This is a genomic window from Streptomyces fungicidicus (genome assembly GCF_003665435.1).
GTDB classification, from domain to species: domain Bacteria; phylum Actinomycetota; class Actinomycetes; order Streptomycetales; family Streptomycetaceae; genus Streptomyces; species Streptomyces fungicidicus.
In genome coordinates this window covers 823,812-839,196 of sequence record NZ_CP023407.1, presented here as the reverse complement: position 1 = coordinate 839,196, position 15,385 = coordinate 823,812, and the positions used below count along the sequence as shown (strand labels likewise).

Here is a 15,385-nt window from a genome sequence, read left to right as displayed (position 1 = left end):
GGAGTCCTCATGACCCTTCACAGCCTCCCGGTCCGGACGGACACCCCGGACCCGGCCCCCGCCGGGAAGCAGCCCGGCCGCGGCGGCCGCCGGCTGCTGCGCCAGCGGGCCGGCCGCCAGCACCACGCGGGGCCGCTGGCCTACGTCCTGCTCGTCGTCATGGCGGTGCTGTCGATCTTCCCGCTGTACTGGACGATGGTGGCGGCCTCCACCGACAACACCCGCGTCAGCCAGACACCGCCGCCCTTCCTGCCCGGCCCCAACCTGTTCAGCAACCTCGCCCGCGCCTGGGACGAGGCGGCGATGGGCAAGGCCATGATCAACAGCCTGATCGTCGCCGGGGTGATCGCCCTGTCCACGGTGATGTTCGCGACCCTGGCCGGATTCGCCTTCGCCAAGCTGCGGTTCAAGGGCCGCAACGCCCTGCTCATGCTGGTGATCGGCACCATGCTGGTGCCGCCGCAGCTCGGCGTCGTACCGCTGTTCATGATGATGTCCGAGCTCGGCTGGTCGCAGCAGCTGCCCGCCGTCATCTTCCCCACGCTGGTGAGCGCGGTCGGCGTGTTCTTCATGCGGCAGTACCTCTCGGAGGCGCTGCCCGACGAACTCGTCGAGGCGGGACGCGTGGACGGGGCGCACTCGCTGCGCATCTTCTGGAGCATCGTGCTGCCCGTCGCCCGGCCCGCCATGGCGGTGCTGTTCATGATCACGTTCGTGCACGCGTGGAACGACTTCTTCTGGCCGTTCGTGGTGCTCGACATGACCAACCCGACGGTCCCCGTCGCCCTCACCCAGCTCAGCGCGGGCTACGTCCGCGACCAGTCGCTGATCATGGCGGGCGCGCTGCTCGGCACGCTGCCCCTGCTGGCCATGTTCGTCGTCTTCGGCCGGCAGATCGTCAGCGGCATCATGGCGGGCGCCGTCAAGGGCTGACCCGCCCGACCCCTCCCCCCTCGCGAACTCCCGTACCCCTGAGAGGACTTACGTGGTCACCGCAGCACAGCAGACCGTCTCCGCCCCGGACGCCGCCCGCACCTTCCCCCGAGGCTTCCTCTGGGGATCCGCGACCGCCTCCTACCAGATCGAGGGGGCCGCCGCCGAGGACGGCCGCACGCCGTCCATCTGGGACACCTACGCCCGCACCCCCGGCCGGGTCCGCAACGGCGACACCGGTGACATCGCCACCGACCACTACCACCGCTGGCGCGAGGACGTCGCCCTCATGGCCGAACTCGGCCTGGGCGCCTACCGCTTCTCCCTCGCCTGGCCCCGGATCCAGCCCACCGGCCGGGGCCCGGCGGTGCAGAAGGGCCTGGACTTCTACCGGCGCCTCGTCGACGACCTGCTGGACAAGGGCATCCAGCCCGTCGCCACCCTCTACCACTGGGACCTGCCGCAGGAGTTGGAGGACGCCGGCGGCTGGCCCGAGCGCGCGACGGCCGAACGGTTCGCCGAGTACGCGGCCCTCGCCGCCGACGCCCTCGGCGACCGGGTGAAGACCTGGACCACCCTGAACGAGCCCTGGTGCAGCTCCTTCCTCGGTTACGGCTCCGGAGTGCACGCCCCCGGCCGCACCGAGCCGGTCGCCGCGCTGCGCGCCGCCCACCACCTCAACCTGGGCCACGGCCTCGCCGTCCAGGCCCTGCGCGACCGCATCCGTGCCGACGGGCAGTGCTCGGTCACCCTCAACATCCACCACGTCCGCCCGCTCACCGCAAGCGACGCCGACGCCGACGCGGTCCGCCGGATCGACGCGCTCGCCAACCGGGTCTTCACCGGCCCGATGCTGCGGGGCGCCTACCCGGAGGACCTGTTCAAGGACACCGCGGCGCTCACCGACTGGTCCTTCGTCCAGGACGGCGACCTGGACCGGATCCACCAGCCGCTGGACTTCCTCGGCGTCAACTACTACTCGCCCACCGTCGTCTCCGCGGCCGACGGCAGCGGCACCCACACCTCCGACGGGCACGGCGACAGCCCCCACAGCCCCTGGCCGGGCGCCGACCGGGTCGCCTTCCACCAGCCGCCCGGCGACACCACCGCCATGGGCTGGGCCGTGGACCCCACCGGCCTGTACGACCTGCTGCGCCGGCTGTCGTCCGACTTCCCGAGGCTGCCGCTGGTCATCACCGAGAACGGCGCCGCCTTCGACGACTACGCCGACCCCTCGGGGAACGTCAACGACCCCGCCAGGATCGCCTACGTACGCGGCCATCTGGCCGCCGTCCACCGCGCCATCGTCGACGGCTCGGACGTGCGGGGCTACTTCCTGTGGTCGCTGCTGGACAACTTCGAGTGGGCCCACGGCTACGGCAGGCGCTTCGGCGCGGTCTACGTGGACTATCCGACCGGCACCCGCATCCCCAAGGCCAGCGCCCGCTGGTACGCGGAGGTCGCCCGCACCGGCGTGCTGCCCGGCGCCTGACACCGCCCACCGGCCTGCCGCGGCGCCGGCGGGAGCCCGTCGGCGTCCCGGCCCGGGGATCCGGGGGCGCCGCCGGAACGGGGGACCGGCGTCTGTGTCGGTCCCCCCCGGGGCCCGAAGCGGGCGGTGCGGAAGCCGTGGGTGCCGATGGCGGTGGTGAGCGCCCCGCGGGGCGCCGCCGGTCTCGCTCCGCCGACCCACGGCGCGACCGCCGTCACCGTGGCCCCGGTGGCGGGACGGCGACAGGGTGCCGCGGACCCACGTGGCCGCGCGCCCGCCTGCCGTCACGCCCCCGCCTGCCGTCACGGCCCCGCCGGCGGGGCCGTGCTCTGCCGTACCACCAGATGCGTCGCCAGCTCGATGCGGTGCGCCGCGGTGCCGGGATCGTCCGGGCGGAGCAGCATCCGGGCGGCCTCCTCGGCCATGTGCCGCAGCGGCTGGTGGACCGTGGTGAGCGGCGGGCTCGACCACTGCGCCAGTGGCACGTCGTCGTAGCCGACCACCGACAGGTCCCGCGGCACGCGCAGGCCCCTGACCCTGGCCGCCTCCAGCACGCCGAGCGCCTGGAGGTCGCTGCCCGCGAAGATCGCCGTCGGCCGGTCCGGACCCTCCAGCAGGTCCATGGCGTGTGCGAAGCCGCCCCGTACGTGGAAGTCGCCGAAGCGGGTCAGCCGTGGATCGGCCTCCAGACCCGCCATCGCCATGGCCGAGCGGTAGCCGTCGAGGCGGGCGAGCGAGCAGAGCATGTCCTCGGGACCGGTGATGATCGCGATCCGCCGGTGCCGTCGGTCGATGAGATGGCGGGTGGCCGCGAGGCCGCCGGCCCAGTTCGCGGAGCCCACCGAGGCGACGTCCGGGTCGGGGTCGCCCGCCGGATCGATGACGACGAAGGGGATGGCCGCCGCTCCGAGCCGGCGCCGGACCTCCCCGGGGAGCGTGGAGAAGACCAGCACGACGCCCAGCGGTCTGCGTCGCAGTACGCCCGGGAGCCAGTCCGGGGCCGGCGCGTGCCGGGTGCCGCTCTCGGTGAGCACCACCGTCGCGCGGTTCTCCCTGGCAACGCTCTCCACCCCCCTGATCAGCTCCATCGCCCAGATGCTGTCCAGCTCGTGGAAGACCAGTTCGATGAGCGGGGCGCGTGACGCCGGCCGGGAGCGCCTGCGGTAGCCGTGCAGCTCCAGAAGCCGTTCCACTGTGGCCCGGGTGGCACGGGAGACATCCGAACGGCCGTTGAGGACCTTCGAAACTGTCGGCATCGAAACACCGGCCTCTTTCGCGACCGCGGCCAGGGTCACTCTGCCGTTCACCTCGTCATCGTCGTGCATAGCCGCAGGATAGGGCAGCGCGCCTCGATAACGGTTTGGGTGAGTCCCGTTCCGACCGTTGACCGAAACACGGGTCTGACCTACTGTCCGTCGGCATGGACTTTCGGTGATGGTGCCGAAACTTTCGAAAGGCGAACGATGAAGACACGTGCGCGCTTGCCCAGACTGGTCGCCACCGGTGCGACGCTCGCCCTGGCACTGAGTCTCTCGGCCTGCGGGGACGGAGACGGCGGGGCGTCGGGGGACGACGGCAAGATCCACGTCCTGGTCTACGGGGACGCCACCAACAAGGTCGAGAAGCAGCTCGTCGACACGTTCAACAAGACCTCCGACGTCAAGGTCGTCCTCGACACCATCCCGGGTGCGGACTACCAGCAGAAGCTGCAGACCATCATCAACACCCCGCAGGCCCCGGACGTCTTCTTCAACTGGGGCGGCGGCAGCATCAAGCCGTTCGTCAAGGCCGGCCTGCTGCTGCCGCTCGACGACCTCATCAAGAAGAACCCCGATCTGGAGAACAAGTTCCTGCCGTCCGTCTTCAACAACGCCGTCGTCGACGGCAAGCCGTACGGCGTCCCGATGCGCGGCACCCAGCCGGTCCTGCTCTTCCACAACAAGAAGGTCCTCGACGAGGCGGGCGTCGAGCCGCCGAAGACCTGGGACGAACTGCTGGACGCGGTCGGGAAGCTCAAGGACGAGGGCGTCACGCCGATCGCGCTCGGCGGCGGCGACGTCTGGCCGACGCAGATGTGGTTCCAGTACCTCTACGACCGCATCGCCGGCCCGGAGCTGTTCCAGAAGGCCCTCGGCGGCGACAAGAGCGCGTGGGAGAGCCCGGACAGCAAGAAGGCCCTGGGCATGATCAGGGAACTCGTCGACACCGGCGCCTTCGGCAAGAACTACGACTCCGTCAAGTACACCAACGGCGGCTCGGTCCAGCTGGTGGCCGCGGGCAAGGCCGGCTTCGAGCTGATGGGCTCCTGGTACTACTCCCAGCAGCTGACGGACCACCAGGAGTTCGCCGAGAAGGACCTCGGCTACACCGCCTTCCCGGCCGTCGAGGGCGGCAAGGGCGACCCGGCCGACGTCGCGGGCAACACCAACAACTACTACTCGGTGATGAAGAAGACCAAGCACCCCGAGGCCGTCGCCGAGTTCCTGAAGCTCATGTACTCCGACGAGTTCGTCAAGGCGCAGCTGGAGATAGGCAACCTGCCGACCACGACCAACACCGACGAGTTCATCGAGACCTCCGGCACGCCCGAGTACTCGCGCTTCCAGTACGACCTGGTCGCCGACGCCCCGTCGTTCCAGCTCTCCTGGGACCAGGCGTACCCGCAGAAGGCGAGCTCGGACATGCACAAGGCCGTCCAGCAGTTCTTCAACGGACAGCTCGACACGGACGGCTTCATCAAGGCCATGCAGGCCCTTCCGACCGAGTGACGAACGGCTCATGACCACACAGATCACGAGCGCCCGGCCCGCCGCCGGACCCCGCAAGGGGACCCGGCGGCGGCCGCCCGCCTCGTCCGCGACGACGGTGGGCCGCCCCGGCTTCGCCTGGGCACTGCCCGCCGCACTGTTCTTCGCCCTCTTCGCGATCGTCCCGCTGATCATGGTGGCGGTGCTGTCCTTCATGAGCTGGGACGGCATCAGCCCGCCCCGGTTCACCGGCACGGACAACTGGTCCCGCCTGATGGACGATCCGGTGATGCTCAAGAGCATCTGGCTGACCCTGCTCCTGACCGCGCTCGGTGTGCTCCTCCAGACGCCGCTGAGCATCGTGCTCGGTGTCTGGGCCGCCGGCCACCAGCGCAACCGGGCCGTACTGTCCGTCATCTACTTCATTCCGCTGCTGCTGTCCGCGACGGCCGTCTCCGTGCTGTGGCGGGCGCTGCTCGACCCGAACTTCGGCATCCCGGCCGACGCCGCCTGGCTGTTCGGCGACGGCAACCTCTTCGGTGAACAGGCCACCGCCATCGGGGTCCTGGCGTTCGTCAGCACCTGGCAGTTCACCCCGTTCCACACCCTGATCTACCAGGGCGCCGCCCGCGCGATCCCGCAGGTGCTGTACCAGGCGGCGGAGATCGACGGGGCGGGCCGCTACCGGCAGTTCTTCCACATCACGCTGCCGCAGCTGCGCAACGCGATGATCACCGCGATGATCCTGATGATCGTCGGCGGTCTGACCACGTTCGAGACGGTCCTCATCCTGACCCAGGGCGGACCCGGCACCGACACCACCATCAGCGCCTACTACATGTACGACAAGGCGTTCAAGGGCTTCGACTACGGCACCGGCTCCGCGATCGCCCTGGCCCTGGTCGTCGCGTCCACGATCATCTCGCTGATCGTCGTGCGGGTCTCCGGCTACGACAAGATGCGCGGCTCCGCGGAGGGTGTGTCATGAGGCGCCGACCCAACTACCTGGCCGGCGCGGGCTCCCTCCTGTGGCTCTTCCTGGTCGGCCTGCCGCTGTACGTGATGCTCGCCGCGACCCTGCGCACCCGCCAGGACTACGCCGAGAACGGCCCGGTGTCCCTCCCGGACAGCTTCACCCTGGACAACTACACCCGCGCCTTCGACTCGGGCTTCGGCCAGTACTTCTTCAACACGCTCGTCGTCACCGCCTGCGTGATCGGCATCGTGCTGCTGCTGGTGCCGCCGCTCGCCTACGCGATCGTCCGCAGCCGCGGCCGGACCACCTCGGCCATCTTCCGGCTGTTCCTGCTCGGCCTCGCCATCCCGGCCCAGGCCGTCATCGTGCCGATGTTCTACCTGATCAGCGAGGCCGGCCTGTACGACAACCTGCTGGGCGTCATCCTGCCCACGGCCGCGTTCTGCCTGCCGATGTCGGCGCTGATCCTCAGCGGCGCGATGCGCGACATCTCGCCGGAGCTGTACGAGGCCATGGCCATGGACGGAGCCACCCCGCGGCGCATGTTCTTCCAGCTAGTGGTGCCGCTGTCGCGCGGCGGACTGTCCACGATCGTGGTCTTCTCCGCGCTCCAGGCGTGGAACGGCTTCCTGTTCCCGCTCGTCCTGACCCAGTCCGACTCCACCAAGGTGGTCACCCTGGGTCTGTACAACTTCCAGACCGCGCACGGCATCGACATCCCCGGTCTGCTGGGAGCCGTGGTGCTGTCCATGGTGCCCATCCTGCTCGTCTACCTGTTCGCCCGTCGCGCCCTGGTCCAGGGTCTGATGGGCGTCGGAGGAAAGTGACTGCCGACGTGGCCGTAGAGACCACCCCCGAAGCCCCCCTCTGGAACGACCCCGACCGCCCCGTCGACGCCCGGGTCGACGCGCTGATCGGCGCGATGACCCTGCCCGAGAAGATCGCCCAGCTGTACGGCGTGTGGGTCGGGGCGTCCGCCAGCGGCGGCGAAGTCGCCCCCCACCAGCACGACATGGAGGAGCCGGCCGACCTCGACGCGCTGCTGCCCACCGGACTGGGCCAGCTGACCCGCCCCTTCGGCACCGCCCCCGTCGACCCGGCGCTCGGCGCGCTCTCCCTGCTGCGCACCCAGACACGCATCGTCTCGGCGGGCCGCTTCGGCATTCCCGCCGTCGCGCACGAGGAGTGCCTGGCCGGCTTCGCCGCCTGGGGCGCCACCGCCTACCCCGTCCCGCTGTCCTGGGGCGCCACCTTCGACCCGGACGTGGTGCGCCGGATGGCCGCCGCCATCGGCCGCGACATGCGCTCCGTCGGTGTCCACCAAGGGCTCGCACCCGTCCTCGACGTGGTGCGCGACGCCCGCTGGGGCCGGGTGGAGGAGACCATCGGAGAGGACCCCTACCTCGTCGGCACCATCGGCACCGCGTACGTCCAGGGCCTGGAGTCCGCGGGGATCGTCGCCACCCTCAAGCACTTCGTCGGCTACTCCGCCTCCCGCGCCGGACGCAACCTCGCCCCCGCGTCCATGGGCCCCCGCGAACGGGCCGACGTGCTGCTCCCGCCGTTCGAGATGGCCGTCCGCGAGGGCGGCGCCCGCTCGGTGATGCACTCCTACACGGACACCGACGGTCTCCCCTCCGCGGCCGACGAGAGCCTGCTGACCGGACTGCTCCGCGACACCTGGGGCTTCGGCGGCACCGTCGTCGCCGACTACTTCGGCATCGCCTTCCTCAAGACCCTGCACGGCGTCGCGGGCGACTGGGCCGAAGCCGCGGGCACCGCGCTGAAGGCCGGCGTCGACATCGAACTGCCCACCGTCAAGACCTTCGGCGCACCCCTCGCCGAGGCCGTCGCCGACGGCCGGGTACCGGAGGCGGTCATCGACCGCGCCCTGCGCCGCGTCCTCGGACAGAAGGCGATGCTCGGCCTGCTCGACCCCGACTGGAGCCCGGTGCCGTCCGCGCTCGACGGCGCCGACCTGGACGACCCGGAGGCCCTGCGCGGCACGATCGACCTTGACGGGCCCGAGAACCGGGAACTGGCCCGCGAGATGGCGGAGAAGGCCGTCGTCCTGCTCGCCAACGACGGCACCCTGCCGCTCGCCGCGCCCCGCCGCATCGCCCTGGTCGGCCCCAACGCGGCCGAACCGACCGCCGTGCTGGGCTGCTACTCCTTCCCCCAGCACGTGGGCGTGCAGCACCCCGAGGTCCCGGTCGGCATCGACCTGCCCACCTTGCGCGACACCCTGGCCTCAGAGTTCCCCGACGCGGAGATCACGGCCGTCCGCGGCACCGGGGTCGACGACGGGGACCTCTCCGGCATCGGCGAGGCGGTGGACGCGGCACGGGACGCGGACCTCGTCGTCGCCGTCCTCGGCGACCGCGCGGGCCTGTTCGGCCGCGGCACCAGCGGCGAGGGCTGCGACGCCGAGTCCCTCGCGCTGCCCGGCGCCCAGCAGCACCTGCTCGACGCGCTGCTGGACTCCGGCAGGCCGGTGGTCACCGTGCTGCTCGCAGGGCGGCCGTACGCGCTCGGCCGTGCCGCCGCCGAGTCCGCGGCGATCGTGCAGTCGTTCTTCCCCGGAGTCGGGGGCACCCGGGCGATCGCCGGGGTGCTGAGCGGCCGCACCAACCCCTCCGGACGGCTCCCGGTCAGCGTGCCGCGCGGCCCGGGCTCCCAGCCGACCACCTACCTCGGCGCACGGCTGGCCCGGGCCAGCGAGGTGTCCAACGTCGACCCGACACCGGCGTTCGGCTTCGGACACGGTCTGACGTACACGAGCTTCGACTGGAGCGACCTCACCGTGGAGGCGCACGAGGCCCCGACGAACGGCGAGTTCACCCTCGCCCTCACCGTCCGCAACACCGGCGAACGGTCCGGCACCGAGGTCGTCCAGCTGTACCTGCACGACCCGGTCGCCTCCGTCGTCCAGCCGGTGCAGCGGCTCGTCGGTTACACCCGGGTGCCGCTGGAGCCGGGGGAGTCCCGCCGCCTCCGTGTCACGGTCCCGGCCGACGTGGCCTCGTTCACCGGCCGTGACGGCCGCCGGATCGTCGAACCCGGTGACCTGGAGCTGCGTCTCGCCACGTCCAGCACCGACACGACGATGACGGCGACGGTCGCCCTGACCGGCCCCGTGCGCCAGGTGGACCACACCCGCCGCTTCCACGCGGCCTTCACCCAGGAGGGGTGACCGAAGATCCGCCGCCCGGCACGCGGGCCCGGACCGCTTTCCGCGGTCCGGGCCCGCGTGCCGGGCACCGCGGCCTACCAGCGGTCGCGGTGCACCACCTCCGCGACCGGGCGGCGGCTCACCGGACCGAACCTGCCGCGCGGCCACCCCACCGGGATGGCGGCGAAGGTGTTCATGGCGTCGGGGATGCCCAGCGCCGCCTTCCACTCGTTCTCCAGGAACAGGTGCCAGATGGTGATGTTGGCGGCCAGGCCCAGGGCCCGCGCGGCGAGCAGCAGGTTCTGCACGCCCGGGTAGACGCAGGAACCCTCCGCGAGTGCGGCGAAGCGTTCCTGGACCCGCCCCATGCGCTCCGTCGCCTCGGCGCCGAGCGCCTCGGCGTACCGGCGCAGGCCCTCCTCCTCGATCCTCGGCGCCGGGAACTGGTAGCAGGGGATGATCAGCGCCGGGGTCTCGGCGAAGTGGTCGCGCTGGTACTCGATGGCGGCGACCATGCGGGCGTACGCGGCCTCGTCCATGCCGGCCGGGGCGTACTTGCCGGTGGTGGCCAGGTACGCGTCCACACAGCGCTTCCACAGCGGCGCGAGCCGGGCCATGACCGCGGGGTCGGTGACGACGACGTACTCGAAGCGCTGCATGTTGCCGCCGCTGGGGCCCCAGACGGCCGCCTGGACCAGCCGGTCCAGGAGGTCGTCGGGCACCGGGTCGGGCCGCAGCCGCCGCATGGCCCGCATGGTGGACATGGTCGCGAAGAGGGCCGGGTCGTCGGTGCCGTCGGCCGGCGCCCCGGAGAGCGGGGTTTCAGTGGTCATGATCGTGAGTGTAGGGACTGTGAACACCGCCTGCCCCGCCTCTACTTGAGATAGGGACCGGCGGTCCCGACCTTCCCGCCGCCGTTCAGCACGTACACCCGCAGGTTCCCCTTCCCCGGCGCGGCCACGGTGAGGCTGCCGTCGGTGACGGTCCGGGTGTCGCCGGTGACCGCGTCCCGGTAGGTGCCGTCGGGGATGCCGGTGTAGGTCGCCCCGCCCGAGACGGTGACGAGGGCGAAGCTGTCCGTGCCGCCCGCGGTGTAGCGGCGCTTGAAGGCCATGTCGCCGCTGATGCCGTCCGTGGAGTACTGGCCCATCTGCAGCGCGGGGACGGCCCGGCGGATCTGGTTCAGCCGCTGTACGTGCTTGACCAGCGGCTGCTGCAGCGTCGTGGCGACCGCGCCGGAGGCGGAGTCGACCTCGGAGAAGCCGGAGGCCTTCACCTCGCCGGCGACGTGGTCGCCGTAGTACGCCCGGCCCGTCGTGGCCAGCGGGCAGCTCGGGCCGCAGTCGATCTTCCTGCCCTTCTGAAACTCGATCTCCGAGCCGTAGTAGAGGGTGGGGATGCCGCGGAAGGTCCACATCAGGGACATGTTCTCGGCCCAGGCGTCGGTGCCGCCGGTGTAGCGTTCGCTGCTCTTGTTGGGGCCGTAGTCGTGGCTGTCGACGTAGACCACGTTGTACGTGGCGTCGTGGTAACTGTCGTCGGAGTCCTTGCCGTTGTGGAAGGCGTTGCTCGCGTCACCGAAGTTCATGTGCATGCGCATGTCGATGACGTTCATGCCGGAGAAGCGGCTGCGGTCGGGGGCGTGGTAGCTGTTGCCCTCGAGGAAGGCGTTGCGGGACGTGGGCTGGTTCCCGGTGCCCTGCTGCTGCTCGTAGTCGTACATCTCCAGGGCCGCCTTCTCGTCGTCGGCGCTGTACTCCTTGCGCTCCTTCCACGTGTAGAACTGGGCGGAGTGGTTGACCGAGCCGCGGTTCCACTTGTCGTTGACGAAGGCGGCGACCTCACCGAAGACGAAGAAGTTCTCCGCGGCCTCGGCGCCGTGCTGCCGGGTGACGCGTTCCTGGATGGCCGGCAGGAAACGGCGGTTCCAGGTGGTGCGCGGGATGTGCACGGCAGTGTCGACGCGGAAGCCGTCGACACCCATGTCGATGTACTTGTTGTAGGCGCCGATCAGATAGTTCTGCACCTGGGCGTTCTCGGTGTTGAAGTCGGCGAGGTCCTCGTGCAGCCAGCAGGAACGGGAGTCCTCGCCCTCCCAGTTGCCGATCCAGCAGTTGTGGTAGAGCGCCTTGGGGAACATGCCGGACGTCGGGGAGGGCCACTGGCAGTTGTAGATCGTGTAGCCCTCGGGGCTCTTGGCTCCGGTGGGCCTGCCCCAGTTGACGCAGGTGTTGCCGGACGGCTCGGCCGTGGACCAGAGGTCGCCGTTGTAGTACGACTTGCCGCTCTTGGAGTCGACGGTCAGGCCGTCGTACTCGAAGCCGGGCTGCTTCTCGTCGTAGTACCAGCTCCACTGGGCGTCGCGCACCCCGTACACGGTCGGGGTGAACAGGCCCTTGGCGCCCCAGCGTGAGGAGTGGTTGTAGACCACGTCCTGGTAGATCTTCATGCCCTTGGCGTGGGCCGCGTTGATCAGGTCCTGGTAGGAGGCGCCGGCGGATTCCAGGCGCGGGTCGACCTTGTAGAAGTCCCAGCCGTGGTAGCCGTGGTAGTCGTAGTCCGAGCGGTTGAGGACCACCGGGGTGATCCACACGGCGGAGAAGCCGAGGCCCTTGATGTAGTCGAGTTTGTCGACCAGTCCCTTGAAGTCGCCCCGGAACATGGGGTCGTCGTTGGCCGCGTTGCCGGACTTCTGGTGCTGGCTGCCGCCGCGGTTGTTGGAGCTGTCGCCGTCGTTGAAACGGGCGGTGAGGACGAAGTAGATGGGGTCCTTGCGCGGGTCGGTGGCGAGGGGCTTGCCGGCGGCGGGCGCCGGCGGATTCGTGCCGGTGGTCGCCGCCGCGGCGGCCGATGCCGCGGAGACGTTGCCGGCGGCGTCCAGTGCCCGGACGGTGTAGGCGTAGGTGGTCCTCTCCTCCAGGCCGGTGTCGGAGAAGACGGTGGAGCGGACGTCGGTCACGACCTCGCCCCTGGTTCCGCCGGTGCGGGTGACCTGGTACGTGGTGACGCCCGTGTCGTCGGTGGAGGGCTCCCAGGTCAGCACGACGGACACACCGTCCGCCCGTGCGGTCACCCCGGCCGGAGCGGTCGGGGCCCGGGTGTCGGGCGCCTCGTCGGCGCACGGGTCGTCGGCGTCCTCGGTGACCTTGTTGTCGGAGACGGTGGTGACGCCGGCGGGCAGGGTGTAGTCGGCGCCCTTGTTGTTGTCCCACACGCCGTTGCCGTTGTTGAACGCGGCCTTCATTGAGGCGGCCGTGCCCAGGTCGACGTCCTTCTTCCACCAGCCCGCGCACGCGGCCTGCATGCCGACGCCCGGCACGGTGGTCCAGGTACCGCCCGCCGGCTGGTAGTGGAGGTTGGCGGTGGTCCAGCCCAGGGTCCTGGTGGAGTAGTAGACGGTCGCCAGGTTGCCGTCCCCCGGCGCCGGACCGGGGTCCTCGCCGCCGGCGCAGGGGTCGGAGTGGGCGATCACGCCGTCCTTGACCGTGATGTTCCCCGTGCCGAGGGCGTAGTTCCTGCCGGAGTTGTTGTCCCAGGTGCCCGAGCCGTTGTTGAAGGTGGCCTGCAGTCCTTCCGCGCTCCCCAGGGTGACCGTCTTCTTCACCCAGTCGGTGCAGGCGGTCTCCATCGCCACGCCGGGCACCGTGGTCCAGGAGCCGCCGTCGGGCGCGTAGTGCAGGAGGTGGCGGTCCCAGTTCTTCGTCTTCGTGTAGTAGAAGACGGTCGCCGTGTTGTCGGCCGTGGCGGCGGTGGGGGCGGTCCTGGGCGAGGGGCTGGCCGAGGGGGCGGAAACCAGCCCCAGGACGGCGCCGACGGCCACGGCCGCGGCCAGTGGTCGTCCGGGCAGCCGTGTGCGGGTGCGTCTCATGCGTGTCTCCAGCGAGGGAGGAGGGACGGGGCACGGGCGGTGCGGGCACCCCGGACGGTGTAAGTGCGAACGGTAAGTTGCAGAAAGCTCTTACGGCAGCGGCAAGTTACCGGCGTGGAACACCGCCGTAAAGAGGTCTCGCTCCAACTTTCCGCCGCGCGCCCGTCGAACGCGAGGGCGCCACAAGGCGGCTGACGTCACGTCATGAGGCATTGATGAACGGGGCGTCGAAGGGGTTGACCTTAGTTGAACGCTGCCCTTACGGTCACGACCGCAACATCTTGCAGTCATCTTTCTGCAACCCATTGCAAGCGTGGGCCGCCCCCCCGGACATCCGTCGGCCGGCACCCGGGACACCCGCATCCTCACACGGGAGACTCCATGCACCGGAGTACCAGCAGAGCGCGCAGAACCACCGCCGCGGCGCTCGCCCTCACCGCCGGCGCGGCCGGCAGCCTCCTCGCCACCGCCGCGCCCGCTCAGGCGGCCCCGCCCAGCGACAAGGACGTCACCGCGGTGATGTTCGAGTGGAGGTTCGACTCGGTGGCCAAGGCGTGCACCGACACCCTCGGCCCCGCCGGTTACGGCTTCGTCCAGGTCTCGCCGCCGCAGGAGCACATCCAGGGCGGCCAGTGGTGGACCTCCTACCAGCCGGTGAGCTACAGGATCGCGGGCCGGCTCGGTGACCGCGGACAGTTCAAGAGCATGGTCGACACGTGTCACGCCGCGGGCGTGAAGGTCGTCGCCGACTCGGTCGTCAACCACATGTCCGCGGGCAACGGCACCGGGACCGGGGGCTCGTCGTACACCAAGTACGACTACCCCGGCCTCTACTCGCGGAGCGACTTCGACAACTGCACCTCGCAGATCAACAACTACGGCGACCGCTTCAACGTCCAGGAGTGCGAGCTGGTCGGCCTCGCCGACCTGGACACCGGCGAGGACCACGTCCGGGGGAAGATCGCCGGCTACCTCAACGACCTGCTCTCGCTCGGCGTCGACGGCTTCCGCATCGACGCGGCCAAGCACATGGCCGCCGGGGACCTCGCCGACATCAAGTCCCGGCTCAGCAAACCCGACGTGTACTGGAAGCACGAGGCCATCCACGGCGCGGGGGAGGCCGTCTCCCCCTCCGAGTACCTCGGCAGCGGCGACGTCCAGGAGTTCCGCTACGCACGCGACCTCAAGCGGATCTTCACCGGCGAGAACCTCGCGCACCTGAAGAACTTCGGCGAGAGCTGGGGCTACATGGCCTCGGACAAGTCCAACGTCTTCGTCGCCAACCACGACACCGAACGCGGCGGCGACACCCTCAGTTACAAGGACGGCGCGAGCTACACCCTGGCCCACGTCTTCATGCTGGCCTGGCCCTACGGCAGCCCCGACGTCCACTCCGGCTACGAGTACACCGACCGCGACGCCGGCCCGCCGAACGGCGGCCAGGTGAACGCCTGTTACAGCGACGGCTGGAAGTGTCAGCACGCCTGGCGCGAGATCTCCTCCATGGTCGGCTTCCGCAACGCCGCCCGTGGCCAGGCCGTGACGGACTGGTGGGACAACGGCGGTGACCAGATCGCCTTCGGACGGGGCTCCAAGGCGTACGTCGCCCTCAACCACGAGGGCTCCTCGCTGACCCGCACCTTCCAGACCTCCCTGCCCGCCGGTGACTACTGCGACGTCCAGTCGGGCAAGGGCGTCACCGTCGACGGATCCGGCCGGTTCACCGCCACCCTCGGCGCCGGCACTGCCCTGGCCCTGCACGCGGGTGCCCGGAACTGCGACGGCGGCACCGTCCCCGACCCCGACCCGGTCGCCTCCGGCGTCTCCTTCGCCGTCAACGCCACCACCTCCTGGGGCCAGAACATCTACGTGACGGGCAACCGCCCGGAACTCGGCAACTGGAACCCGGGCAGCGCCCTCAAGCTCGACCCGGCCGCCTACCCGGTGTGGAAACTGGACGTGGAACTCCCCGAGGGCACGTCCTTCGAGTACAAGTACATCCGCAAGGACGCGTCGGGGAACGTGACCTGGGAGAGCGGCGCCAACCGCACCGCGACCGTCACCGCCACGAGGACCGCCCTCAACGACACCTGGCGCAACTGACGACACCCCACGCCTCTCGCCGCCACCCCCGCGCCCGGTAGTGCCTGCGGTCCTCGCAGGTGGTGGCGCGGGGGTTGGCGCAGGCGGGGACTGA

At 70.5% G+C, this 15,385-nt stretch carries 10 protein-coding genes; 7 read left to right on the top strand and 3 right to left on the bottom strand.

Annotated features, from left to right (window positions below):
- Nucleotides 1-9: 9 nt before the first annotated feature.
- The gene (locus CNQ36_RS03605; RefSeq protein WP_004935183.1) at nt 10-933 is read left to right on the top strand and encodes a carbohydrate ABC transporter permease; all 924 of its coding nucleotides are present in this window, start codon (nt 10-12) and stop codon (nt 931-933) included.
- A 52-nt stretch (nt 934-985) separates the two neighbouring features.
- Nucleotides 986-2,425: a GH1 family beta-glucosidase gene (locus tag CNQ36_RS03600; protein ID WP_121544906.1), complete on the top strand. Its 1,440-nt coding sequence runs from the start codon at nt 986-988 to the stop codon at nt 2,423-2,425.
- A 302-nt stretch (nt 2,426-2,727) separates the two neighbouring features.
- On the opposite strand, the gene CNQ36_RS03595 is transcribed toward CNQ36_RS03600, so the two are convergent.
- The gene (locus CNQ36_RS03595; protein ID WP_176116372.1) at nt 2,728-3,750 is read right to left on the bottom strand and encodes a LacI family DNA-binding transcriptional regulator; all 1,023 of its coding nucleotides are present in this window, start codon (nt 3,748-3,750) and stop codon (nt 2,728-2,730) included.
- Between the two features lie 138 nt (nt 3,751-3,888).
- Here CNQ36_RS03595 and CNQ36_RS03590 point away from each other — a divergent pair, with 138 nt between their 5' ends.
- From CNQ36_RS03590 to CNQ36_RS03575, 4 genes are read left to right on the top strand one after another with little or no spacing between them, the layout of a single operon-like run.
- Entirely contained in the window at nt 3,889-5,193 is a 1,305-nt protein-coding gene (locus CNQ36_RS03590) for an ABC transporter substrate-binding protein (RefSeq protein WP_121544905.1), read from the top strand.
- A 10-nt stretch (nt 5,194-5,203) separates the two neighbouring features.
- The gene (locus CNQ36_RS03585; RefSeq protein ID WP_121544904.1) at nt 5,204-6,160 is read left to right on the top strand and encodes a carbohydrate ABC transporter permease; all 957 of its coding nucleotides are present in this window, start codon (nt 5,204-5,206) and stop codon (nt 6,158-6,160) included.
- The gene (locus CNQ36_RS03580) at nt 6,157-6,975 is read left to right on the top strand and encodes a carbohydrate ABC transporter permease (RefSeq protein WP_004935200.1); all 819 of its coding nucleotides are present in this window, start codon (nt 6,157-6,159) and stop codon (nt 6,973-6,975) included. Before CNQ36_RS03585 ends, CNQ36_RS03580 begins: the two co-directional genes overlap by 4 nt.
- A complete protein-coding gene (locus CNQ36_RS03575) occupies nt 6,972-9,341 on the top strand; it encodes a beta-xylosidase/alpha-l-arabinosidase (protein ID WP_121544903.1) in 2,370 nt (789 codons plus the stop codon). Before CNQ36_RS03580 ends, CNQ36_RS03575 begins: the two co-directional genes overlap by 4 nt.
- A 74-nt stretch (nt 9,342-9,415) precedes the next feature.
- On the opposite strand, the gene CNQ36_RS03570 is transcribed toward CNQ36_RS03575, so the two are convergent.
- Complete coding sequence (locus CNQ36_RS03570) at nt 9,416-10,153, bottom strand: nitroreductase family protein (protein WP_121544902.1); 738 nt, start codon at nt 10,151-10,153, stop codon at nt 9,416-9,418.
- 41 nt (nt 10,154-10,194) lie between these two features.
- Nucleotides 10,195-13,188 (bottom strand): carbohydrate binding domain-containing protein, encoded by a 2,994-nt coding sequence (locus CNQ36_RS03565; protein WP_121544901.1) that lies wholly within the window; start codon nt 13,186-13,188, stop codon nt 10,195-10,197.
- A 381-nt stretch (nt 13,189-13,569) separates the two neighbouring features.
- Between CNQ36_RS03565 and CNQ36_RS03560 the strand changes: the two genes are divergently transcribed.
- Entirely contained in the window at nt 13,570-15,291 is a 1,722-nt protein-coding gene (locus CNQ36_RS03560) for a carbohydrate-binding module family 20 domain-containing protein (protein ID WP_121544900.1), read from the top strand.
- The last annotated feature ends 94 nt before the right edge of the window (nt 15,292-15,385 follow it).

Coding starts and splice junctions, on each gene's coding strand:
- CNQ36_RS03605 (WP_004935183.1), top strand. CDS start 10: ATGACCCTTCACAGCCTCCCGGTCCGGACGGACACCCCGGACCCGGCC.
- CNQ36_RS03595 (WP_176116372.1), bottom strand. CDS start 3,750: ATGCACGACGATGACGAGGTGAACGGCAGAGTGACCCTGGCCGCGGTC.
- CNQ36_RS03590 (WP_121544905.1), top strand. CDS start 3,889: ATGAAGACACGTGCGCGCTTGCCCAGACTGGTCGCCACCGGTGCGACG.
- CNQ36_RS03585 (WP_121544904.1), top strand. CDS start 5,204: ATGACCACACAGATCACGAGCGCCCGGCCCGCCGCCGGACCCCGCAAG.
- CNQ36_RS03580 (WP_004935200.1), top strand. CDS start 6,157: ATGAGGCGCCGACCCAACTACCTGGCCGGCGCGGGCTCCCTCCTGTGG.
- CNQ36_RS03570 (WP_121544902.1), bottom strand. CDS start 10,153: ATGACCACTGAAACCCCGCTCTCCGGGGCGCCGGCCGACGGCACCGAC.
- CNQ36_RS03565 (WP_121544901.1), bottom strand. CDS start 13,188: ATGAGACGCACCCGCACACGGCTGCCCGGACGACCACTGGCCGCGGCC.
- CNQ36_RS03560 (WP_121544900.1), top strand. CDS start 13,570: ATGCACCGGAGTACCAGCAGAGCGCGCAGAACCACCGCCGCGGCGCTC.